A 21,732-nucleotide genomic window follows, 5' to 3' on the forward strand; every position below is an offset into this window, starting at 1 on the left:
CACCTCCAGCCGTGAGGGGGCCGGGGCTGGTGAGGCGGGGTATGCCGTGCTAATCAGCGGGAGCGCGGCCGGCGACCTCTGGACAGCGGGTCAGCGGAGGCGGACGATCGGAGCGGGCGGCCGTCCGCGCCGCGAAGGAGGCAGCATGTTCGACGCGACGTCCGCATACAGCGGCTTCTCGGTGGATGACATCGACGCGGCGCGCGCGTTCTACCGCGACACGCTCGGGCTCGAGGTCGTCGAGGACGAGATGGGATTCCTCGAACTCCTCCTCGAATCCGGCGGCCACGTGCTGGTGTACGCCAAGCCCAACCACCAGCCGGCGACCTTCACGATCCTGAACTTCCCGGTCGCAGACATCGAGTCGGCCGTCGACGATCTCAACTCGCGGGGCGTCGTCACGAAGATCTACGACGACGCCGAGTTCCCCACCGACTCCCGCGGCATCATGCGCGAGGGCGGGCCGCTGATCGCGTGGTTCCGCGACCCGGCGGGCAACGTCCTGTCGGTGCTGCAGGCCGAGGAGCAGTAGGGCCCTCGGCTACGAGCGGCCGAGCGCGCCGTCCGGATGCCGCGGCCACGAGTCGGGGCGCTCGCTGCCGGCCCGGTACTCGTCCAGCGGCACCTCGTCCGCGCGCCACGCGTCCCGCACCGGCTGCACGATCCGCCAGCACTCCTCGGCGACATCCCCGCGGACAGCCAGCGTGGCGTCACCGTCGAGGATCCCCGACAGCACCTCGGCGTAGGCCTTCAGCGCTCCCGCGCCGAGCTCCGCGCGCAGCGACGCGCGCTCCAGCTCGAAGGGATCGTCGCCGCCGTTGAGGTTCAGCTCCAGCGCCACGCGGTCGGGCCCGAGCGAGAAGCGCAGCACCGACGGTTCGGTGCTGCCGGTCAGACCGTCCGGTAGATGCCGCACCGGGCGGAAGCGGACGATGACCTCGCGATCGGCGTCGTCCAGGGCCTTCCCCGAGCGCAGCGTGATGGGCACGCCGCGCCAGCGCTCCGTCCGCACCTCGCAGACCATCTCGGCGAGCGTCTCGGTCTGGTTGGCCGCATCCACCCCGGGCTCGTCCACGTATGCAGGGAGCTCGCGGTCGCCGATCGACCCCGCCGTATAGCGGGCGCGGCGCGAGGAGGCCGTCGGATCGTCGTTCCACACGTGCGTGGCGCGCAGCACCGCCGCCGTGGCATCCCGGAAGTCCCTCTCATCCAAGGTCGCGGGCGGTTCCATCGCGAGGATCGCGAGCACCTGCAGCAGGTGACTCTGGATCATGTCCACGAGAGCGCCGGCCCGGTCGTAGTAGCCTGCCCGGCCTTCGAGTCCGAGCGTCTCGTCGTAGCGGATGAGGACGGACTCGATGTGCTCGGCCGACCACACCGGCTCGATGAGGCGGTTGGCCAGTCGGATCCCGACGAGGTTGAGCGTCGTGGACCGCCCCAGGAAGTGGTCGATGCGGAACACCTGCGACTCAGGGACGATCCGCCGCAGCGTCTCGTTCAGCCGCCGCGCGCTCGCTTCGTCGCTGCCGAACGGCTTCTCCAGCGCCAGGATGAGCCCCTCCGGCACGTCCACGCCCGTGAGGGCCTCGCATGCGCGTTCGGCGACGGCCGGCGGGACGGCGAAGTACAGGGCCACGCGGCCCTCGTTACCGGCCAGCAGAGCGGTCAGGTCGTCGGGGGAGGTGATGTCGGCGCGGGTGTAGGTGGTGTCGGCAACGGCGTCGAAAGCGCCGGCGGAGTCGGTGGTGGCGAAGGAGGCGCGGACGATCTCGCGCCACGCCTCGTCGTCCAGCTCGTCGATGCCGGCACCGCGCAGGTGGATGCGGCGGCCCGGTTCGCGCGCGAGGAGCTGCCCGAGGGCCGGGAGCAGCAGGCGGGAGGTGAGATCGCCGGATGCTCCGAGGATGAGAAGGGTCGTGGTCTCCGCCGCCATGGGCACACCATAGCGAGGCGGAGGGGAGGCGCACCGACCCCTTGCGCCTCCCCTCCCGATGCGTTCGCGTCAGCCGCGCAGCGCCTCGGCGAGCTTCACGCGCGCACCCATCCGCAGCAGCGAGTTCTGGTAGATCCGGGCCCCGACCCAGATGGCCGCCACGCACGTGGCCGCGAGGATCACCAGAGACACGATCGGCTCCCACCACTCGGCGGTTCCGAGGTACTGCCGCAGCGGCATCCCGACCGGCGCCGAGAACGGCACGTACGACATGATGCCCAGCACCAGCGGGTTGTCGTTGAAGAAGATCACCAGGAAGTACGGCGCCATGATCAGCATCGTCAGCGGCGTCGTGGTGGCGCCGATGTCCTCCTGGCGCGACACCATCGCGCCGGCCGCGGCGAACAGCGCCGCCAGCAGGACGAATCCGAAGAAGAAGAACACCGCGAACCACAGCAGCGGCGCGCCCAGCCCGGCGAGCACCTCGGTCTGCCCCGTGATCGACAAGCCGACCACGGCGATCGCTGCGAGCGCGATGATCTGGGCCATCGCCAGGATCGTGTTGCCGATGACCTTGCCGGCCAGGAGCGAGCGCACGGGGATGGCGGAGATGAGGATCTCCACGACCCGCGTCTGCTTCTCCTCCACGACGCTCGTCGCGATCGTGGAGCCGAAGATGGACGCCGCCATGAGGAAGACGATGCCGAAGCCGAGCGCGACGAAGTAGCGCAGGATGCCGTCCATGCCGCCGCTCGGGTCGAGCAGCTCGACCGTCGGCGATTGGCTGAGCATCGCCATGAGCCCACTGGGCACGCCGTCGTCGGCGACGATCTTGAAGTCGAACCCGGTGCCGGAGTCGTCGGGCAGGAGGGCCGCGTCCACGGTGCCGTCCGCGACGAGCTCGGTCGCGGCATCCGCGTCGTCCGCGACGGTGACGTCGAGCCCTTCCAGACCCTCGAGGTCACGCTCGGTCTGGCTCGTGACGGCCACAGGGATGCCCTCGTCGGCGCTGTTGGCGGCGGCGAAACCGCCCCACAGCACGGAGGCGAGAGCGGCGATCAGCAGGATCGCGGAAGAGATGACGAAGGCCTTGCTGCGCAGCTTCGAGCCGATCTCACGCTCGGCCACGAGCCACGCGCTCTGCCATTCGCTGGGGGATGAGGGTGTGGTGCTCATCGGATGACCTCCTTGAAGATCTCGGCGAGGGTGGGGCGCTGCGGGGCGAAGCTGGCGACGTCGCCGCGCTCGACGGCGTGGCGGAGCACGCGCTGTGCGGCCCCGTCGTCGTCGGCTTCGAACAGGGCGTAGCCGCCGGCGAAGTCGAGCACCGTGATGCCGGGCTGCTCGCGCACCCAGCCCGCGTCTCCCGCCGACACCAGTTCGAAGCGGTGCCCCGAGTGCTCGGCGCGGAGCGCGTCGCGGGAGCCCGCGGCACGGATGCGGCCACCGGCGATGATCACGAGGTCGTCGCACAGCCGCTCGACGACGTCGAGCTGGTGCGAGGAGAAGAGCACGGCCGCACCGGCGGCGGCGCGCTCCTGCAAGACGGCGGCGACGACGTCGACGGCCAGTGGATCCAAGCCCGAGAACGGCTCGTCCAGGATGAGCACTTCCGGGTCGTGCACGAGCGCCGCGGCGATCTGGGCGCGCTGCTGGTTTCCCAGCGACAGTGTCTCAACGAGGTCGTTCAGCCGCTCGGAGAGCCCGAGCCGGTCCAGCAGTGCCTCGGCCTTTGCCGTCGCGTCGGACTTGCTGAAGCCGTGCAGACGCGCGAGGTAGGCGATGTGCTCGCCGACTTTCATCTTCGGGTACAGGCCCCGCTCCTCGGGCATGTACCCGAAGCGGCGGCGGTCGGCCGTCGTGACCTCACGCCCCTCCAGCAGGACCGTGCCGGCGTCTTTCGCGAGCACCCCGAGGGCGATCCGCATCGTGGTGGTCTTGCCGGCGCCGTTGCCGCCGACGAAGCCGGTCAGGCGCCCTGGGACGATCTCGAAGCTCACGTCATCGAGCACGCGGCGCCCGCCGTAGCTCTTGGTGATGTTCTCCAACTGGAGCACGTGTCCTCCTCCTCCGGCACCCGTCGGGCACCTCACCATTCACGGTACGGAGGGCCCCGCCCGGCCGCATCCGCCGCCGGGCGGGTTCTCGTCCTCCCCCGTGAGGGGGAGAGCGGGCACGGGATCAGGAGCGTCCGGGCATGTTCAGATCCTCCGGGTCCACGTCCACGTCGCCGACGTCGTCCGGCCCGCCGGTCCCGGGGACCGCCCGGACATCGTCGGGATCGATGTCGTCGTCGATGGTGTCGGGGAGGGGGTCGTCCTGCTTGCGCTGCGTGTCGGTATCGCTGGCCGGGCTGTAGGACATGTCCTTGCGGACGGCGTCGCTCTCGGGGAGGGCCTCCCCGGTCACCGCTCGCGCGTCGGTCGCATCCGGCTTGGTGCTCTCGTCATGGGTGTTCATGCGATCGAGGCTAGGCGCGCGCCGCGTCGCGTCGCGGGCCTTGACAACGGGGTGCGGCGCCGACGCTCACACCAGGCGCGACCGGTGCGCGATGACCACGGCCTGCACGCGGTCGCGTGCGCCGAGCTTCTGCAGCACGTTGGACACGTGCGTCTTGACCGTCGCCTCCCCGATGAACAGACGCTCGGCGATCTCGGCGTTGCTCAGTGCGTCGGCCATGAGGCGGAGCACTTCCGCTTCGCGTTCGGTGAGGGGTTCGGTCAGGGCCACCGGCGGTCGCGCGGCTTCCGGGGCGGCCTCAGCAGCGGCCTCGGCGGGCTGGGAGAACCGCGCGATCACGCGCCGGGTCACCTCCGGCGCGAGCAGCGCGTCGCCGCCGGCCACCACGCGCACGGCGGAGACCAGCTGCTCGGGGCCGGCGTTCTTGAGCAGGAAGCCGCTGGCTCCCGCATCCAGCGCGGCGAACAGGTACTCGTCGCGGTCGAAGGTCGTGACGATGAGCACCGCCGCCGCCACCGCCGGGTCGGCCACGATCGCGCGCGTGGCCTCGAGGCCGTCCATGTCCGGCATCTGCACGTCCATGCAGATCACGTCGGGGGAGAGCGCGGATGCGGCGGCCACCGCTTCCGCGCCGGTGGCGGCCTCGCCGACCACGACGATGTCGTCCTCGAGCGAGAGGATCGTGCGGAAGCCCGCCCGCATCATGGCGTGGTCATCGACCAGCAGTACCCGGATCTCAGACATCCGCCGCCACCCGTCCGGTCAGCGGCACGTTCACACGCACCAGATACCCGCCACGCGCGCGCGGACCCATCTCGATCGTGCCCCCCGATGCGGCCGCGCGCTCGCGCATACCGACCTGTCCGAGACCCGTTTGCGCAGGGCGGGCGCGACCGGTGTTGACGATCTCCAGTTCGACCGACCCGGCGCCGTAGCGCAGGCGCACGTCGGCCGTGGCATCCGGGCCGGCATGACGCCGCGCGTTCGTGAGGGCCTCCTGTGCGATGCGGTACAGATTCAGCTGCACGAGATCGGGCACCTCCGCCGGCTGGCCGACCACCGTGAGCGTGGCGGGCAGCCCCGCCGCGGTGGACTCCTCCACGAGCGCCGCCAGCCCCGTGAGCCCGCGGGTCGTGGGCCCGGTCTCGGGCTCGGGATCGGCCCCAGGCGTGCGGAGGGTGGCCAGCAGCTGACGCAGCTCTCCGAGCGACTCGCGAGCCGACGCCTCGACGGCCTCGAGGATGCGGCGCGCCTCCTCGGGGTCGCGGGCCATCACGGCGCGCGCGGCGCCGGCCTGCACCCCCATGAGCGAGACGTGGTGGGCCACGACATCGTGCAGCTCGCGCGCGATCCGCACACGATCGAGGGCGACCGCCTGCGCGGCGGTGACCTCGCGTTCCCGCTCGAGTTCGCGCGTGCGCTCCTCGAGTTCGCGGCGTTCGCGCATCTGGGCGTACGCGCGATCGCCGAAGTAGTACGCGCCGCCGAAGAAGAGGACGTTGATCAGCACCGTCAGCAGTGTGAACGCGACGAACGGCGACAGGCTCCCCGCCTCCGCGAGTGCCTCCTCGGTCGCCGGTGAGGTGACGTCCTGGAAGGTGACGACGGCGAGCCACACGAACATGCCGGCGATGATCGCGATGCGCACGATCGTCGCTCGCCGGCGGTCGACCGACCAGGCGCCCACAGTGAACAGGGCGAGGAACACCGCGATGTTCCCGGCGTACAGCTCGGGGATGCGCAGGGTCACGGCGGCGAAGTAGGCGACCGAGACGATCGCAGCGACGGTGGCCGGCCAGCGCCGCCGGACGGCGAGGGGCACGGCCAGTGCGAAGGCGTAGGCGACGGCGAGGGCCATCTCCCCTTGCTCGTCGCCGTACAGGCCGGAGATCGACGACAGCACGGCGCTGAGGAGGGCGCCGAGGAACACGACGACGGCGAGGATCACGTCGGTGCGCTGCTGCGCGGGGGTCATCGGGGCCACCCCTCCACCGTAGGGGTGACGTCGGGGCGCGACATCCGTCTGAGGGGGGAGACGGATGCGCGGGAATAGACTCGCGGGAGAATTACTTGCGCATGCATAGAACGCGGGGAATCCCGCAAGACCTCAACGGAAGGATCGTCGTGACCTCGTACACGATCGGCTACATCGTCGGCAGCATCTCCAGCACGTCCATCAATCGCCGCCTGGCGCAGGCACTGGAGTCCCTCGCCCCCGACAACGTGACCCTCGTGGAGATCCCGATCAAGGACCTCCCCTTCTATTCCACCGACTTCGACGCGGACTTCCCGCAGGTGGCCACCGACTTCAAGCAGGCCATCAAGGACGTGGACGGCGTGCTCATCGTCACGCCCGAGTACAGCCGCTCGATCCCCGGCGTACTCAAGAACGCGCTGGACTGGGCCGCCCGTCCCTACGGAGACGGCGCCTTCGACCACAAGCCCGTCGCCGTCATCGGCACGTCGGGCAGCCCGATCGGCACCGCCGCTGCCCAGCAGCACCTCAAGGCGATCCTCCTCCACCTCAACGCGCCCACCCTGGGCCAGCCGGAGGGCTTCATCCAGTCGCACCCGGGTCTGCTGACCGACGGTGGCGAGATCGCCGACGACACCACCGCCGGCTTCCTGCGCGGCTACCTCGAAGCCTTCACCGCGCTGGTGTCCCGTTACTCCGCGGGCGCGGAGCGCAGCGAGGCCCGCGCGGCCTGAGCCGCCGAGCCGCGAAGCCCGGAGGACCCGTGTCGGTCCTCCGGGCTTCGTGCTGCCACAGGTGCGGTTGACAGGAGGGCGGCGGCCCGAAGACGATCGGAGCGGACCGTCGGATGCGCCGGCGGCGCGATCGCACAGGAGCGAGCACAGCATGGCCGGGACCATCCACATCGATCTGTTCAGCACCCTCGACGGGGTCATGCAGGCGCCCGGCGCGCGCGACGAGGATCCGGAGGGCGGATTCGCCTACGGCGGCTGGCAGGCGCCCATCGACGACGACGCCGTCGGCGAGGACGTGATGGCGGGCATCGGCCGCATGGACGCGCTGCTCCTCGGGCGCCGCACGTACGACATCTTCGCGGCGTACTGGCCGATGTACGAGGGGCCGGGGTCGCAGATCGCCCGCAAGTTCAACGCGATCCCCAAGTACGTCGCATCCCGTGGCACGCCCGATCTGTCGTGGCAGGGATCGCAGCTGCTCGGCCGCGACATCCCGGCGGCGGTGGCGGAGCTGCGGGAGCGCCACGACGAGGTGCACGTGGTCGGCAGCGTCGACTTCGCCCGCACGCTCGTGGCCGAGGGACTTTTCGACGTGCTCAACCTGTGGGTGTACCCGGTCGTCCTGGGGCCGGGCAAGCGTCTGTTCCCCGAGAACGGGCCGGCGCGGGGCCTGCGCCTGCTCGAGCCGCCTGCGGCGGGACCGCAGGGCGCGCTTCTGCTCCGCTACGGGCCCGGGTCGGCCGAGGTGGCCACCGGGCAGTTCGACTGACGGGTCAGCCGAAGATCATTGGGCGGTCTTCGTCCGCCTCCGGGCCCGTGAGGTCGAGGTCCACGACGACGGGCACGTGGTCGCTGGGCACTTCGCCCTTGCGCTCGTTGCGGTGGATCTGGGCGCCGGTGACGGCCTGTGCGAACGCGTGCGATCCGAGGATGAAGTCGATGCGGAGGCCTTCGTTGCGGGGGAAGCGCAGCTGCTTGTAGTCCCAGTACGTGTAGCCGGTCGGGATGAGCGGCCGGACGACGTCGGCGACGCCGGCGGCCTCGAGCGCGGCGAAAGCCTCCCGCTCCGGGGGTGAGATGTGGGTCGAGAAGCCCTGCACCATCTGGGGCACGCCGTTGTCGGCGTCGGTGGGGGCGATGTTGAAGTCGCCCGTCAGCGCGAAGGCGAGGTCGGGAGTGCGCGAGAGCGTCTCCGAGGTGTACTCCTGCAGCGCGCTCAGCCACTCCAGCTTGTAGTAGTAGTGCGGATCGCCCAGCGCGCGGCCGTTCGGCACGTACAGGCTCCACACCTTGACCCCGCCGACGGTCGCCCCGATCGCGCGTGCCTCCTGCGGGGCATCCGGACCGTCGTGCCCCTTGGCGAACCCGGGCATGCCGGGGAATCCGATCTCGACGTCCTCCAGGGGTTCGCGGCTGGCGATCGCGACGCCGTTCCACTGGTTCAGCCCGTGCGCGGCGACGTGGTAGCCGGCCTCCTCGAACGCCTCGTACGGGAACTGGTCGGTCTTGCACTTGATCTCCTGCATCGCCAGCACGTCGATGTGCTCGCGCACGGCGAAGTCGACGATGCGGGGCAGGCGGGCGCGGATCGAGTTGACGTTCCAGGTGGCCAGGCGCATGCCTCCAGCCTAGGGTCGGCCGCCGACGCGCAGCGCGCCGGCCCAACTGCGGGGATGCTGCGCGACGCGCCGTGCCGCGGCCGGATGCGCCGGTGCGTCCGCCACGATCTCCGCCGTTGTGCAGGGCCGAGCATGGCCGCGTCTGCTCAATAGACTCGGAAGCATGACGATCGCCTCCACGCCCGAGCTCGAAGCCGACCGCCAGGCCCTCATCGACCTCATCCAGGACGAGGCGGTGTTCCACGGCGACTTCACGCTCTCCAGCGGCAAGAAGGCGACCTACTACGTCGACATGCGAAAGCTCACCCTCGACCATCGCGCCGCCCCGGCGATCGGCCGCATCATGCTCGACCTCATCCGCGACCTCGACGGCGTCGTGGCCGTGGGAGGACTGACGCTCGGGGCCGACCCCATCGCCAACGCCGTCCTGCACGAGTCCGTCCGCGCCGACCGGCCGCTGGATGCTTTCGTCGTGCGCAAGGAGCCCAAGGACCACGGCCGCGGCCGGCAGATCGAGGGTGCGGATGTCGCGGGCAAACGGGTCGTCGTCGTCGAAGACACCTCGACCACCGGTCAGTCGGCGCTCAAGGCCGTGGAAGCGCTGCGCCGCGAGGGCGCCGAGGTGGTCGCGGTCGCGGTGATCGTCGACCGCAAGACCGGGGCGCAGGCCGCCGTCGAGGCCGCAGGCCTGCAGTGGCTCGCCGCGATCGACCTCGACGACCTGGGCCTGCAGCCCCAGTAGCCCGCTCGCCTCGCCCCGGCACGCCGAGAGTGCATCACCTCGGCGAATCCGTACCGGATCCGGTGCACTCTCGCCGGGTCGGTGCACTTTCGGCGGGGCGGCGGGGCGGCGGGGCGGCGGGGCGGGTCAGTCGCGGTCGCGGCGGCGGAAGCGGACGAACTGCAGGATCACGACCACGAGGGATCCCGACACCGTCACCAGCGCCACGAGCAGGAGGAGCGTGCGGTCATCCATCAGGGCCTTCGTCCTTCCGCGGCATCGGCCACCAGTTTCGCGATGCGTGCGGCGCGCGTCTCCGGTCGGCGCGCCGTGTCGACGTTCGTGATGCCGAGCTTGCGGGTCGAGGGCGGGAACGCGTCCCACGCCGCGCGCGCGTCGGGTGCCGCATCCAGTGCCGCCGCGAGGTCGTCGGGCTCGCGCAGGGCCTCGGCGTTGTCCAGGACGCTCCACGAGCCGTTCGCCTGAGCGACCGCGATCGCGCGGATGCCGGCCTCGGCGAGCAGCCCGGCCGCTTCCAGCCGGGCGACCCGCGCCTTGTTGGTCGCCGCCCACCCGCTCGAGGGCCGCCGGGGCGCGAACCACAGCCCGCCGCGCGTCTCGTCGAAGGTGCGCACCGGGCCGTCGATCCACCCGAAGCACAGCGCGTGCAGGATTGCGTCCTCGTAGGCGACGAGCTGCAGACCCGACCCGGGTCGGGGGCGGATCAGCCAGGCGCCCTTGGAGGTGGCGTGGTTCTCCGCCAGCCACGCGCGCCACGCGTCGGCATCGCGCGCCTCGACGCGCTCGCCGTCCTCCAGCGCCCCCATCAGAGCCCCTGCGCCGGATCCGCATCCGGCAGCTCCGACTCGACCGGCTCCGACCGCACGAGGTCGGCGACGGAGTCGAGCACCTCGTCGGGGCGGAACGGGTAGCGCTCGATCACGGCCTGGTCGCTGATGCCGGTCAGCACGAGCACGGTGTGCAGGCCCGCCTCGATCCCCGCGACGACGTCGGTGTCCATCCGGTCGCCGATCATGCCGGTGTTCTCCGAGTGCGCGCCGATGCGGTTGAGCGCCGAGCGGAACATCATCGGGTTCGGCTTGCCTACCACATACGGCTCCATGCCGGTGGCCTTGGTGATGAGCGCCGAGATGGCGCCGGTGGCCGGCAGGACGCCCTCCACCGACGGGCCGGTGGCATCGGGGTTGGTCGCGATGAAGCGGGATCCGGCGCGGATGAAGCGGATCGCCTTCGTGATCGCCTCGAACGAGTAGTTGCGGGTCTCCCCGACGACGACGTAGTCGGGTGCACTCTCGGTCATGATGAAACCGGCTTCGTGCAGCGCGGTGGTCAGACCCGCTTCGCCGATCACGAAGGCGGTGCCCCCGGGCATCTGCGATGCGAGGAAGTCCGCGGTCGCGAGCGCCGAGGTCCAGATGGCCTCCTCGGGCACCATGAGACCGGATGCGCGCAGCCGCGCGCTGAGGTCGCGCGGGGTGAAGATCGAATTGTTCGTGAGCACCAGGAACGGGGTACCGTCATCGCGCCACTGCTCCAGCAGCTCGGCGGCGCCGGGAATGGGCGTGCTCTCGTGGACCAGGACGCCGTCCATGTCGGTCAGCCAGCACTCGATGTCCGCACGCGTGCGCATGGCCCCACCCTATGCCCGGCATCCGACGGGATGCTGTCTCAGGACGCGGGCGTCCACTCGGCGATGTTCGGCTTGAGCAGGCCGCGGAGGGCGAAATCGTAGGTCTCGCCCACCTCGATCCCGTCGCCCTCATCGGAGTAGTAGTCGCCGCAGGACGTCACGTACAGCGTGATCTGGTTCCCGCGACGCCCGTCCTCCTCGATGATGTCGGTGACCGTGCAATCCGAGACGCCGGGCAGCGGAACATACGCCTGGCCGAGGAAGATTGCGAACCCGACGAGGACCACCGCGGACAGCACCGACGTGATGATCCGGCCTCTGCGCGAAGGCCGCGGATCGGGGGGAGGTGTGCTCACCGGTCCTTCCTACCAGTCTTATGCCGGAATCGGCATAAGACATGTCGGAGGCACGCCTGCCGGGGGTAGCGTAGGGGGATGACGCGCGCGGTGTGGGACCTGCGGAACCTTCCCGACCTCTCCGGCCGCACCTACCTCGTCACCGGCACGACGGCCGGGCTCGGTTTCTTCTCCGCGGAGCACCTTCTGCGCGCGGGGGCCCACGTCATCGCCACCGGCCGCAACCCGAACAAGCTCGCCCTCGCCAAGGTGACGCTCCTCGGGCGGGTTCCGCAGGCGTCGATGGAGACGCTGCTGATGGACACCAGCAAGCTCGGCTCGGTGCGGGCCGCAGCGGCCACCGTGCGGGCCCGAGGGCGCCTGGACGGCCTCCTCCTGAACGCCGGGGTCGTACATCCGCCGCGCACGCGCGAGACGGTGGACGGCAACGAGCTCGTCTTCGCCACCAACGTCCTCGGCCACTTCGCCCTCGCCGGTGAACTGCTGCAGCCGCTGGCGAGCGCGCAGGGACGCATGGTGTGGGTGGGGAGCGTCGCCACCTCGCTGTGGCGGTACGACCCCCTCGACCCGCAGCTGGTGTCCGGCTACACGCCCTGGCGCGCGTACGTGCAGTCCAAGGTCGCCACCACCGCGCTGGGCCTGGAGGCCGACCGTCGCCTGCGCGAGGCCGGTGTGCCGGTCACGAGCGTCGTGGCGCACCCCGGCTACTCCACGAGCGGCCGCACCCCCGGTATCCGCGGCATCAACGAGCCCTCGCGCAGCACCCGGTTCGTCGACAACCTGCAGGCGCCGATCAGTCAGTCCAAGAACGACGGAGCGGCGTCGCTCGTCCGCGCGCTCGTGGACCCGCAGGTCGGGGGCGGTGAGCTGTGGGGGCCGCGCTTCCTCGTCCGGGGGGAGCCGCGCAAGGCCGTCGCCGCGGCACTCACTCGCGATCCGGAGGTCGTCGCACGCCTGTGGCGCACGGGCGAGGACGCGATGGGGGTGCGGTGGCCGTTCGAGAAGGCCGCGCGTGCGGCTACGCCGTCAGCCAGACGGCGGATGCCGCACCGGCCGGGAGCGTGACGGGGGTCCCGTCCACGCGTGCGGTGCCCGGCGGGCCCACTTCGAGCGTGTGACCGACGTCGACTCCGGCGTCCAGGAGCGCGCGCAGCAGCTGCGGATCGCGGTCGTTCACCCGCAGCACGCGCCCGGTGTGCCCTGGGGCCGCGTGGGCCAGCAGGACGAACGGCTCGCGGTGCACCGTGCCCGTCGCATCCGGGATCGCGTCGCCGTGCGGATCGAACCGCGGGTGCCCCAGCCGTGCGTCGATGCCGGCCAGGAGCCGGTCGCTGAGCGCGTGCTCGAGCACCTCCGCCTCGTCGTGCACCTCGTCCCAGCCGTAGCCGAACTCGTGCACGAGCCATGTCTCGATGAGGCGATGACGCCGGATGACGGCCGCGGCTCGGCGCTCGCCCGCGGGCGTGAGCGACACCGGGCCGTACGGCCGGTGGGTCACCAGCCCCTGCGCGGCGAGCTTCTGGACCATCTCGGTGACGCTCGACGGCGCCAGCCCCAGGACGCTCGCCAGTTGCGACGGCGTGATCCGCTGATCCTGCCACTCGGTGTGGTGGTAGATCGTCTTGAGATAGTCGTCGACGGCGGGAGAGGCCACGATCCAGGCTAACCGGCACCGCCCGTCCGCCGGTATCCGCCCCGTCCGGCGGGATAGCGTGGAGGCGTGACCGAGGACTCCGACGCCGGTGGCGCTGCCGAGGATGCCCTGCCGTACGGAGTGGGCCCGTGGCCGGGCGGACCCGACGCGTGGCCGCAGGACGAACGGTACGACCCCGAGCTCCTCGCGCACGGTGACCGGCGCAACGTCGTGGACGAGTACCGCTACTGGCGGATGGACGCCATCGTGGCCGACCTGGATGCGCGGCGGCATCCGTTCCACGTCGCGATCGAGAACTGGCAGCACGACCTGAACATCGGCTCGATCGTGCGCAGCGCCAACGCCTTCCTCGCCGCCGAGGTGCACATCATCGGCCGGCGGCGGTGGAACCGCCGCGGCGCGATGGTCACCGACCGCTACCAGCACGTGCGCCATCACGAGGACGTCGCGGCGTTCCGGGCGTGGGCGGATGACGCGGGGCTGCCGATCCTCGCGGTCGACAACGTCGAGGGGGCAGTGCCCGTGGACCGCGCCGAACTCCCGCGCGCGTGCGTGCTGCTGTTCGGCCAGGAGGGGCCTGGGCTGTCGTCGGAGGCGGTGGCCGCCGCATCCGGTGTGGTCGAGATCACCCAGTACGGGTCGACCCGGTCGCTCAACGCCTCGGCCGCCGCGGCCGTGGTGATGTACGAGTGGTGCCGGCGGTGGGCTCAGCTCCCGGGCTCGGTGAACGGGCGGATCGCGTAGGCGAAGACCGCATCCGCCGTCGCAGACACGTCCAGCGCGGTCGCGGGCGCGTCGACGACCACCGCCGTCGCGGCCACCGGCGCGCCTCCCGCCGGCGTGCACGGCACCTCCACGGCCTCGCCGCCGGCCTGCACGCTCACGGGTGACCCGTCGGCGCTCTGACACGCGATCACGGCCTCGGTCCGGCCGGTGACGTCGCCCAGGTCGATGCCGGCCCCGTCGGGGCCGATCCGCCCGGACCCCTGCGCGCTCCACCCGGCGCCGCCGGGGCGGTCTTCGGGGAGGGCGATCGCCGCCCACGCGGCGATCTCCTTCGCGTCGGCGGGCAGGCCGGTGGGGGATGCCGGGGGCGACGCCGTGAGCGAAGGCGTGGGCGATCCGGCATCCGGTGCGGCCGGCGGCCCGGCGCACGCCGTCAGCACCGCCGCCGCGGGGAGAAGGGCCCAGATCGCCCGGGAGCGCCTCGTCATGCTCCGACGGTAGGCGCCGCGCCTGGGAGCGCCGTGAGCCCGGGCGGTGAACCCGGGCTCCGAGCCCTGGCGACGTGCGCATCCGAGGGGCAGGGTAGGGGCATGACGATGCGCGGGGTGGGGTGGCGGTATCCGGCGATCCTGATCACCGTGGTGGTCCTGGTCGCCGTGCTCGTCCTGCACGCGGCGGGGGCGGCGGGCGTGGGGCGGTGGGTCGCCACGGCGTACGTCGCGGTGTTCGTCGTGTGGACGCTGGCCGGGATGGTGCGCGATGTGCTCCGCGGCCACGTCGGCTTGGACGTGCTCGCGGTGGTCGCGATGGTCGCCACGCTCGCGGTGGGGGAGTACATCGCGTCGCTCATCATCGTGCTCATGCTCTCCGGTGGCGAGGCCCTCGAGGACTTCGCCGGTCGGCGGGCGCAGCGCGACCTGACCGCGCTGCTGGACCGTTCGCCACGCGTCGCGCACGTCGTGGTGCACCCGCACGCGCCCGATGTCGACGAACTGCAGGACGTCGCAGTGGACGACGTCGTTCCCGGCGACGTGCTGCTCGTGCGCCCAGCCGAGGTCGTGCCGGTGGACGGCGTGCTCCTGAGCGACGTCGCCTCCTTCGACGAGTCCTCGCTCACGGGGGAGAGCATGCCCGTGACGCGAACGGCGGGCGGCGAGGTGCTCTCGGGCGCCGTCAACGGCACGCGCGCCGTGCGGATGCGGGCGATCCGGCGCAGCGCCGACAGCCAGTACCAGCAGATCGTGGCGCTCGTGCGGGAGGCGCAGGGCTCGCGCGCTCCCGTCGTGCGACTGGCGGATCGGTTCGCGGTGCCCTTCACCGCCGTGTCCCTCGTCCTCGCCGGCACGGCGTGGGCGCTGTCGGGGGATCCGACGCGATTCGCGGAGGTGCTCGTGCTGGCCACTCCGTGCCCGCTGCTGATCGCCGCCCCTGTCGCGTTCCTGGGCGGGCTGTCGCGGGCGGCGAAGGCCGGCGTCATCATGAAGGGCGGCGTCGTGCTGGAGTCGCTCGCCCGCGTGCGGTCGGCGTGCTTCGACAAGACCGGGACGCTCACGCAGGGGCGCCCCGATCTGGTCGAGGTGCGCCCGGCCGCGGGGTTCGACGCCGACGAGCTGCTGCGGCTGGCCGCATCCGCCGAGCAGTATTCGGCGCACGTGCTTGCCGACGGGATCCGCCGCGCCGCCCGCGCCCGCGGGCTGGAGCTGCTTCCCGCCGAGGAGGCGAGCGAGGTCGCCACCAACGGCGTGACGGCACGGATCGCCGGGCGCACCGTCGTCGTCGGAAAACCTGCCTACATCGCCGCACTGGCGCCGGGGCTGTCGCCGGCGGCGGTGGAACCGGGCCAGGCGGCGGCGTACGTCGCCGTGGACGGCCGGTTCGCCGGCGCGCTCATCCTCGCCGACGCCGCGCGCCCCGAGGCGGCCCGGGTCATCGGGTGGCTGCGGGAGCACGGGGTGGCGCGCATCGTGATGCTCACCGGCGACGCGCGCCCGACGGCGGAGGCGATCGCCGCCCAGGTCGGGATCGCCGACGTGCACGCCGAGCTGCTGCCGCCGGAGAAGGTGCACCTCGCGGCGCAGCTGCGGCCCCGCCCCACCCTCATGGTGGGCGACGGCGTCAACGATGCCCCGGTGCTGGCGGCCTCCGACATCGGCATCGCGATGGGCGCACAGGGAGCCACGGCAGCCGGTGACGCCGCCGATGCCGTCATCGTGGTGGACTCCCTCGCCCCGGTCGCCGACGCCGTCGCCATCGGCCGGCACACCCTGACCGTCGCCCTGACGGCGATCTGGATCGGGATCGGGCTGAGCGTGGGGCTCATGGTCGTCGCCATGACCGGCGTGATCCCCGCCGTGGCCGGCGCGCTCGTGCAGGAGCTGGTCGACCTCACCACGATCCTCTACGCGCTGCGCGCGCTGAGCGGGCCCGCCGCCCGACTCATGCCCGATCGGCCCGCCGCGGAACCCGTGCCCGCCGCGGTGCGCTGAGACCCCTCACGCCCCCGCGGTCATCCACGCGCGGCCGCGCACGCGCCATCCCAGCGTCACCAGGCGCGCGAGCATGTACGCGCCGGAGAACGCCGCCGCCAGCCACGCGATCCCGGCCGCCCCCGACACCCCCAGCGCGGCGACGACGGCGAGCGCCGGGATGAACACGACGAGGTTGAGCGCACCGGCCAGGGCCAGATACCGTGCATCCCCGGCGCCGATGAGCACCCCGTCGAGCACGAAGACGACCGCCGACAGCGGCTGTGCCACCGCGAGGACGAGCAGCGCGGGCTGGACGAGGGCGGCGACCTGGGGGTCGCCGGTGAAGACGAGCCCGATGACGCCGGACAGCGCCGCCACGATCGCGCCGACGACGACACCGAACCACACGCCCCACGCCGTCGTGCGGCGGAGCACCCGCTGCACCTCCCGCTCGTCCCCGGCCCCGAGCCCCTTGCCCACGAGCGCCTGGGCGGCGATGGCGAGGGCGTCCAGAGCGAACGCGCTCGCCGAGAAGATCGTGAACACCACCTGCCATCCGGCCAGTTCGGCCGCTCCCTGACCGGTGGCGACCGCGACGGTGGCCAGGAGGGCGGCGCGCAGGCTCACGGTGCGCAGGAACATCCACCCGCCCGAGCGGGCCGAGCCGCGCACGCCCTCGCGCTGCGGACGAACGGATGCCGCGTGCGTGCGCGCCAGGCGTCCCACCACCGCGACATAGGCGGCGACCATGCCCCACTGCGCGACGACGGTGCCGAAGGCGGACCCCGCGATGCCCCAGCCGAGGCCGTAGATGAACACGACGTTCAGCACCGCGTTGGCACCGAAGCCGATGCCGGCGATCCACAGCGGCGTGACGGTGTCCTGCATGCCGCGCAGGAGCCCGGTGGCGGCGAAAACGATCAGCATCGCGGGCAGTCCCCACACCGAGATGCCCAGGTACGTCTCGGCGTTGCGGGTCACCTCCGCCTCCGCGCCGAAGGCGCCGACCAGCAGCGGGGTGGCGAGGGAGCCGGCCAGCGCGAGCACCGCGCCCAGGGCGAGAGCCAGCCACATCCCGTCGATCCCCACCGACACCGCGCGCGTGGGGTCGCCCGCACCGAACCGGCGCGCCACGGCGGGCGTCGTGGAGTATGCGAGGAAGACCATCAGCCCGACGATCGTCTGCAGCACGGCCCCGGCGATGCCCAGGCCCGCCAGCGGTGCGACACCCAGGTGCCCGATGAGCGCGGAATCCACCAGCAGGAACAGCGGCTCGGCCACGAGCGCCCCGAACGCCGGCACCGCCAGACGCAGGATGTCGCGGTTCAGCGACGCGCCACGGGTGCTCACGCGTCGAGCCTAGGACGCAGGGACCCCCGCCGGCTCTCGTCCGCCGCTCAGGGCGCGCGGTTACCCTGGAACGATGACCGACACCCCTCGCTCCGGTATCGCGCTCGACGAACTCAGCGACGCGATCCGCCCGCAGGACGACCTCTTCCGCCACGTCAACGGGAAGTGGCTCGAGCGCACCGAGATCCCCGACGACAAGGCGCGCTGGGGGTCGTTCCACCTCATCGCCGAGCAGGCGGAGAAGCACGTGCGGACCATCGTCGAGGAGTCGCAGGACGCCGAGCCCGGCACCGAGACCCGCAAGATCGGCGACCTCTTCACGAGCTTCATGGACACGGCCCGCATCGAGGAGCTGGGGGCGGCCCCCCTGGCCGAGCAGCTGGCGCGCGTGGACGCGGTCGACAGCATCCCGAGCCTCCTGCGAACGATCGGGGAATTCGAGCGCGACGGCGTGAGCGGGCTCATCGCGCTGTTCGTCGAACCCGACCCCGGCAACCCGCAGCGCTACCTGCCCGTGCTCTACCAGGGCGGGCTCTCGCTGCCGGATGAGAGCTACTACCGGCTGGAGAACTTCGAGGAGACCCGCGTCGCGTACCGCGCGCACATCCAGCGCATCCTGACGCTGGCCGGCGTCGCGGATGCCGCTGCCGCTGCCGACGGCGCGGTCGCGCTGGAGACCGACCTCGCCACCCACCACTGGAGCCGTGAAGACAGTCGCGACGCGGTGAAGACCTACAACCTGCGCTCGTGGGATGAGACGGTCGCCGCCGCGGGCGTCGACCTGGCGCCGTGGCGCGAGGCGATCGCGCCCGGACACCCCGACGCCTTCGCCGAGGTCGTCGTCTACCAGCCGAGCTTCCTGGAATCCTTCGCCGTGCTGCTCACCGACGAGCGACTGGAGGAGTGGAAGTCGTGGCTGCGGTTCAAGGTCGTGCACGCCGCCGCGGCCTTCCTGTCCGACCCGTTCGTGGCGGAGAACTTCGCCTTCTACGGCACGCAGCTCACCGGCGTCCCGGTCAACCGCGAGCGCTGGAAGCGCGGTGTCGGCCTGGTCGAGGCCGCGCTCGGGGAGGCCGTCGGCAAGGTCTACGTCGAGCGTCACTTCCCGCCCGCGGCCAAGGAGGCGATGGACGAGCTCGTCGCCAACCTCGTGGCCGCCTACCGCGAGAGCATCTCCGACCTGGAGTGGATGAGCCCGGACACGCGCGAGCGGGCACTCGCCAAGCTCGACGCGTTCACGCCCAAGATCGGCTACCCGGTGAAGTGGAAGGACTACTCCGACCTCGAGATCGATGCGGCCGACCTGGTCGGCAACGTCCGCCGCGCACACGTGTGGGAGCACGACCGGCAGCTCGCGAAGGTGGGCCAGCCCATCGACCGGGACGAGTGGTACATGACGCCGCAGACGGTCAACGCCTACTACAACCCGCTGATGAACGAGATCGTCTTCCCCGCAGCGATCCTGCAGTACCCCTTCTTCGACGCCGACCGGGATGCGGCCGCCAACTACGGTGGCATCGGCGCGGTCATCGGGCACGAGATCGGCCACGGCTTCGACGACCAGGGCAGCCGCTTCGACGGCGACGGATCGCTGCGGGACTGGTGGACCGAGGCCGACCGTGCCGCGTTCGAGCAGCGCACCTCCAAGCTCGTCGAGCAGTACAACGCGCTCGTGCCGCAGGGGCTGTCGCCGGAGCACCACGTCAACGGCGCCCTCACGATCGGTGAGAACATCGGCGATCTGGGGGGCCTCGGGATCGCGATCAAGGCCTATCGCCTGCACACCGCCGAAGCGGGCGCCCCGGAGATCGACGGGTTGACCGGCATCCAGCGGCTCCTGCTGAGCTGGGCCCAGATCTGGCAGCAGAAGGGTCGTGAGGCCGAGACGATCCGGCTGCTCACGATCGACCCGCACTCGCCGAACGAGTTCCGCTGCAACCAGATCGTGCGTAACATCGACGCGTTCTATGACGCCTTCGGCGTGGAGCCCTCCGACGCCCTGTGGCTCGATGAGAGCGAGCGCGTCACGATCTGGTAGCGGCATCCGGTCACCCCCACCGACCGCCTGAGACCCGAGGAGCATCGTCGTGGCCCCCACCCCGGACTCGTCGCGCGACACCGCGCCCCTGCGTGCCTCGGGCCGCACGGGCGGGCGTCGCCCGCCGCGGCGGACGGGGGCGGGACGACGATCGTTCACGTCCGTGCTCGCCGCCCTGGACGAGCTCGCGGCCTCGGGTGCTCGGGTGGCCGTGCGGGTGGCGGATCTGGACCGCGGCACCACGGTGCTCGCCGGCGACGACAACGACACGCTGCCCGTCGGCGGACTCGGGATCGTCCCGCTGCTGGTCGAGGTGGCGGCGGCCTTCGAGGACGGCCGCGTCAATCCCCTCGAGATCGTGGACCGCGCCGCCCTGGAGCCGGTGTCGGTGTCGGGCGTGTGGCAGCACCTGAAGGCGCCCGCGCTGCCGCTGGCGGATCTCGCGGTGCTCGCCGCATCCACCGGTGACGCACTGGCGGCCAACGCGCTGCTGCACCGGGTCGGGCTCCCCGCGGTGCGCGCGCGCCTGGAAGGGCTGGGGCTGGAGCGAACCGCGCTGCTCGACCAGTTCCGCGACCGCCGCGGCCCCGACGACGCGCCGCAGGTGGCGCTGGGGTCGGCACGCGAGCTCGCGGCACTGTTCGCCGCCCTCGTGAACTCGCGGGCGGTCACCGCGCGGGTCAGTGCGCAGGTCGCGGAATGGCTGAGCCTCAACGCCGACCTCAGCCTGGTCGCCTCGGCGACGGGACTGGATCCCTTCGCGCACGACAACGACGACCACGGGTTGCTGTTCGTCAACAAGACCGGCCGTGGCGACGGCGTGCGTGCGGAGGCCGGCGTGCTCGCCGGACCGCGGGCCGGGGTCTCGTACGCGCTGATCGTGTGCTTCGACGACCTGTCCATCGCGCATCGGCTGCGCGCGCACGACGCCTTCCGCATCCTGGGCCTCGACCTCATGGAGTACGTGTTCTGACTCCGCGCGCGCCCGGCCGGCGCGGCTGGGGCCGACGTGCGCCCGGCAATCATTGACGTTTCCAATCATCAAGTTTTATGATGTTCTGACAGGAGGCCCGCCCGGGGCCACGAGTTCACAACGATGTGGAGAATCTCATGCGAGCAAAGATGGCTCTTGTCCCGCTGGTGGCCGTCCTGGCCCTCGCCGGCTGCGCCTCATCCGGTGATCCGGCGTCGGAGGGGGAGCCCGCCGTCGACGCCCCCGTGGGCGAGGACGCGCCGCTGTACGACCTGCTGCCCGACGAGATCAAGGAAGCCGGCGTCATCACGATGGCCGGCGACACGCATCCGCCCTACCGCACGATCGAAGAGGACGGCTCGTTCACCGGCATCGACCCCGACATGCAGGCCGCACTCGCCGAGCAGCTGGGCGTCGAGTTCGAGATCGTGACGTCGTCGGGATTGGACGCGATGCTCACCGGCATGCTGTCGGGGCGCTACGACGCCTTCAACGGCCCCGTCCGCGCGACCCCCGAACGCGAAGCCGACTTCGACGCCGTCGTGTGGATGACCACGCGCACGAGCTACGTCTTCCCGGCCGACCGTGCCGACGACTTCCCGGACAGCGAAGCGGTGTGCGGTCAGCGCGTCGCCGGTGTCGTCGGATCCGTCACGGAGACCCAGCTGCAGCGCCTCGATGAGTGGTGCATCGGCGAGGGCCTCGAGCCGACCGAGTTCATCGGGCTGGAGGACACCAACTCCACGATCCTCGCGCTGAATTCCGGCCGCGCCGACCTCGTCGGCACGACGCAGGCGTCCGCGATCGACCTCCTCGCCACGCAGCAGGACACCTACGACTACGTCATGCAGACCGACGAACAGGGTGCCGGAGTGGACCTCTTGGCGATGTTCATGCCGAAGGACTCGGGACTCGCCGAACCGATGCTGGCGGCGTTCGAGGCCATCTTCGACAACGGCCGGTACGCCGAGATCATGGCCGACTACGACATCGAGGACGCCCAGATCGACGCCCCCGTCCTCAACCCGAACACCAGCGGCAAGTAGCCCGGGCCCGAGCGCGAGGAGTGCACCC

Annotated in this window: 23 protein-coding genes; 10 read left to right on the forward strand and 13 right to left on the reverse strand. The window is 71.6% G+C overall.

The features are described 5' to 3' along the window. Positions 1-145: 145 nt before the first annotated feature. Positions 146-532: a VOC family protein gene (locus E4V99_RS07200; RefSeq protein ID WP_135070225.1), complete on the forward strand. Its 387-nt coding sequence runs from the start codon at positions 146-148 to the stop codon at positions 530-532. A 9-nt stretch (positions 533-541) separates the two neighbouring features. Here E4V99_RS07200 and E4V99_RS07205 read toward each other — a convergent pair whose 3' ends face one another. The 6 genes from E4V99_RS07205 to E4V99_RS07230 form a co-directional block, all read right to left on the reverse strand. Continuing rightward, positions 542-1,933, reverse strand: coding sequence for a glucose-6-phosphate dehydrogenase (locus tag E4V99_RS07205; RefSeq protein WP_135070222.1), 1,392 nt, complete (start codon positions 1,931-1,933; stop codon positions 542-544). A 69-nt stretch (positions 1,934-2,002) separates the two neighbouring features. Beyond that, positions 2,003-3,109 (reverse strand): ABC transporter permease, encoded by a 1,107-nt coding sequence (locus E4V99_RS07210; protein WP_135116795.1) that lies wholly within the window; start codon positions 3,107-3,109, stop codon positions 2,003-2,005. Continuing rightward, positions 3,106-3,990, reverse strand: coding sequence for an ATP-binding cassette domain-containing protein (locus tag E4V99_RS07215; RefSeq protein WP_135116796.1), 885 nt, complete (start codon positions 3,988-3,990; stop codon positions 3,106-3,108). The genes E4V99_RS07210 and E4V99_RS07215 overlap by 4 nt, the downstream gene beginning before the upstream one ends. A gap of 124 nt (positions 3,991-4,114) precedes the next feature. Continuing rightward, entirely contained in the window at positions 4,115-4,393 is a 279-nt protein-coding gene (locus tag E4V99_RS07220) for a hypothetical protein (protein ID WP_187270443.1), read from the reverse strand. A 66-nt stretch (positions 4,394-4,459) separates the two neighbouring features. Next, positions 4,460-5,137, reverse strand: coding sequence for a response regulator transcription factor (locus E4V99_RS07225; protein ID WP_135116797.1), 678 nt, complete (start codon positions 5,135-5,137; stop codon positions 4,460-4,462). Next, positions 5,130-6,368 (reverse strand): histidine kinase, encoded by a 1,239-nt coding sequence (locus tag E4V99_RS07230; RefSeq protein WP_135117238.1) that lies wholly within the window; start codon positions 6,366-6,368, stop codon positions 5,130-5,132. The genes E4V99_RS07225 and E4V99_RS07230 overlap by 8 nt, the downstream gene beginning before the upstream one ends. Positions 6,369-6,517: 149 nt before the next feature. Here E4V99_RS07230 and E4V99_RS07235 point away from each other — a divergent pair, with 149 nt between their 5' ends. Both E4V99_RS07235 and E4V99_RS07240 read left to right on the forward strand, forming a co-directional pair. Further along, entirely contained in the window at positions 6,518-7,102 is a 585-nt protein-coding gene (locus E4V99_RS07235; RefSeq protein WP_135070209.1) for an NADPH-dependent FMN reductase, read from the forward strand. A 151-nt stretch (positions 7,103-7,253) separates the two neighbouring features. Further along, a complete protein-coding gene (locus E4V99_RS07240) occupies positions 7,254-7,871 on the forward strand; it encodes a dihydrofolate reductase family protein (protein ID WP_135070206.1) in 618 nt (205 codons plus the stop codon). 4 nt (positions 7,872-7,875) lie between these two features. On the opposite strand, the gene E4V99_RS07245 is transcribed toward E4V99_RS07240, so the two are convergent. Then, complete coding sequence (locus tag E4V99_RS07245) at positions 7,876-8,721, reverse strand: exodeoxyribonuclease III (RefSeq protein WP_135070203.1); 846 nt, start codon at positions 8,719-8,721, stop codon at positions 7,876-7,878. 163 nt (positions 8,722-8,884) lie between these two features. Between E4V99_RS07245 and pyrE the strand changes: the two genes are divergently transcribed. Beyond that, entirely contained in the window at positions 8,885-9,463 is a 579-nt protein-coding gene (pyrE, locus tag E4V99_RS07250; RefSeq protein ID WP_135116798.1) for an orotate phosphoribosyltransferase, read from the forward strand. A gap of 233 nt (positions 9,464-9,696) precedes the next feature. Here pyrE and E4V99_RS07255 read toward each other — a convergent pair whose 3' ends face one another. Genes E4V99_RS07255 through E4V99_RS07265 form a run of 3 tightly spaced genes read right to left on the reverse strand, consistent with a single transcriptional unit; the run spans position 9,697 to position 11,449 of the window. Next, a complete protein-coding gene (locus tag E4V99_RS07255; RefSeq protein ID WP_135116799.1) occupies positions 9,697-10,269 on the reverse strand; it encodes a YdeI/OmpD-associated family protein in 573 nt (190 codons plus the stop codon). Further along, positions 10,269-11,093, reverse strand: coding sequence for an HAD-IIA family hydrolase (locus E4V99_RS07260; protein WP_135116800.1), 825 nt, complete (start codon positions 11,091-11,093; stop codon positions 10,269-10,271). The genes E4V99_RS07255 and E4V99_RS07260 overlap by 1 nt, the downstream gene beginning before the upstream one ends. 38 nt (positions 11,094-11,131) lie before the next feature. Then, entirely contained in the window at positions 11,132-11,449 is a 318-nt protein-coding gene (locus E4V99_RS07265) for a hypothetical protein (protein ID WP_135116801.1), read from the reverse strand. A gap of 78 nt (positions 11,450-11,527) precedes the next feature. Between E4V99_RS07265 and E4V99_RS07270 the strand changes: the two genes are divergently transcribed. Beyond that, the gene (locus E4V99_RS07270) at positions 11,528-12,514 is read left to right on the forward strand and encodes an SDR family NAD(P)-dependent oxidoreductase (protein WP_135116802.1); all 987 of its coding nucleotides are present in this window, start codon (positions 11,528-11,530) and stop codon (positions 12,512-12,514) included. Here E4V99_RS07270 and E4V99_RS07275 read toward each other — a convergent pair. Further along, a complete protein-coding gene (locus E4V99_RS07275) occupies positions 12,468-13,103 on the reverse strand; it encodes a metal-dependent transcriptional regulator (RefSeq protein ID WP_135070185.1) in 636 nt (211 codons plus the stop codon). The genes E4V99_RS07270 and E4V99_RS07275 overlap by 47 nt on opposite strands. 66 nt (positions 13,104-13,169) lie before the next feature. On the opposite strand from E4V99_RS07275, the gene E4V99_RS07280 reads away from it, so the two are divergent. Beyond that, complete coding sequence (locus E4V99_RS07280) at positions 13,170-13,847, forward strand: RNA methyltransferase (protein WP_135116803.1); 678 nt, start codon at positions 13,170-13,172, stop codon at positions 13,845-13,847. Here the strand turns inward: E4V99_RS07280 and E4V99_RS07285 are convergent. Further along, positions 13,811-14,317: a hypothetical protein gene (locus E4V99_RS07285; RefSeq protein WP_135116804.1), complete on the reverse strand. Its 507-nt coding sequence runs from the start codon at positions 14,315-14,317 to the stop codon at positions 13,811-13,813. The two genes, E4V99_RS07280 and E4V99_RS07285, sit on opposite strands and share 37 nt — an antisense overlap. Before the next feature lie 108 nt (positions 14,318-14,425). On the opposite strand from E4V99_RS07285, the gene E4V99_RS07290 reads away from it, so the two are divergent. Further along, entirely contained in the window at positions 14,426-16,315 is a 1,890-nt protein-coding gene (locus E4V99_RS07290) for a heavy metal translocating P-type ATPase (RefSeq protein WP_135117239.1), read from the forward strand. Positions 16,316-16,321: 6 nt separating this feature from the next. Here E4V99_RS07290 and E4V99_RS07295 read toward each other — a convergent pair whose 3' ends face one another. After that, positions 16,322-17,647: an MATE family efflux transporter gene (locus E4V99_RS07295; protein ID WP_135070173.1), complete on the reverse strand. Its 1,326-nt coding sequence runs from the start codon at positions 17,645-17,647 to the stop codon at positions 16,322-16,324. 73 nt (positions 17,648-17,720) lie between these two features. Here E4V99_RS07295 and E4V99_RS07300 point away from each other — a divergent pair, with 73 nt between their 5' ends. From E4V99_RS07300 to E4V99_RS07310, 3 genes are all read left to right on the forward strand, one after another. Continuing rightward, positions 17,721-19,685 carry a M13-type metalloendopeptidase gene (locus E4V99_RS07300; protein WP_135116805.1) on the forward strand — a complete coding sequence of 655 codons (1,965 nt, stop codon included), beginning with the start codon at positions 17,721-17,723 and terminating at the stop codon, positions 19,683-19,685. Between the two features lie 49 nt (positions 19,686-19,734). After that, positions 19,735-20,658, forward strand: a complete 924-nt coding sequence (locus tag E4V99_RS07305; protein WP_209305596.1) for a serine hydrolase — start codon at positions 19,735-19,737, stop codon at positions 20,656-20,658. 149 nt (positions 20,659-20,807) lie between these two features. Continuing rightward, a complete protein-coding gene (locus tag E4V99_RS07310; RefSeq protein WP_135116807.1) occupies positions 20,808-21,704 on the forward strand; it encodes a transporter substrate-binding domain-containing protein in 897 nt (298 codons plus the stop codon). The last annotated feature ends 28 nt before the right edge of the window (positions 21,705-21,732 follow it).

Origin of the sequence: Microbacterium sp. dk485, assembly GCF_004570445.1 — a bacterium.
GTDB lineage: Bacteria > Actinomycetota > Actinomycetes > Actinomycetales > Microbacteriaceae > Microbacterium > Microbacterium wangchenii.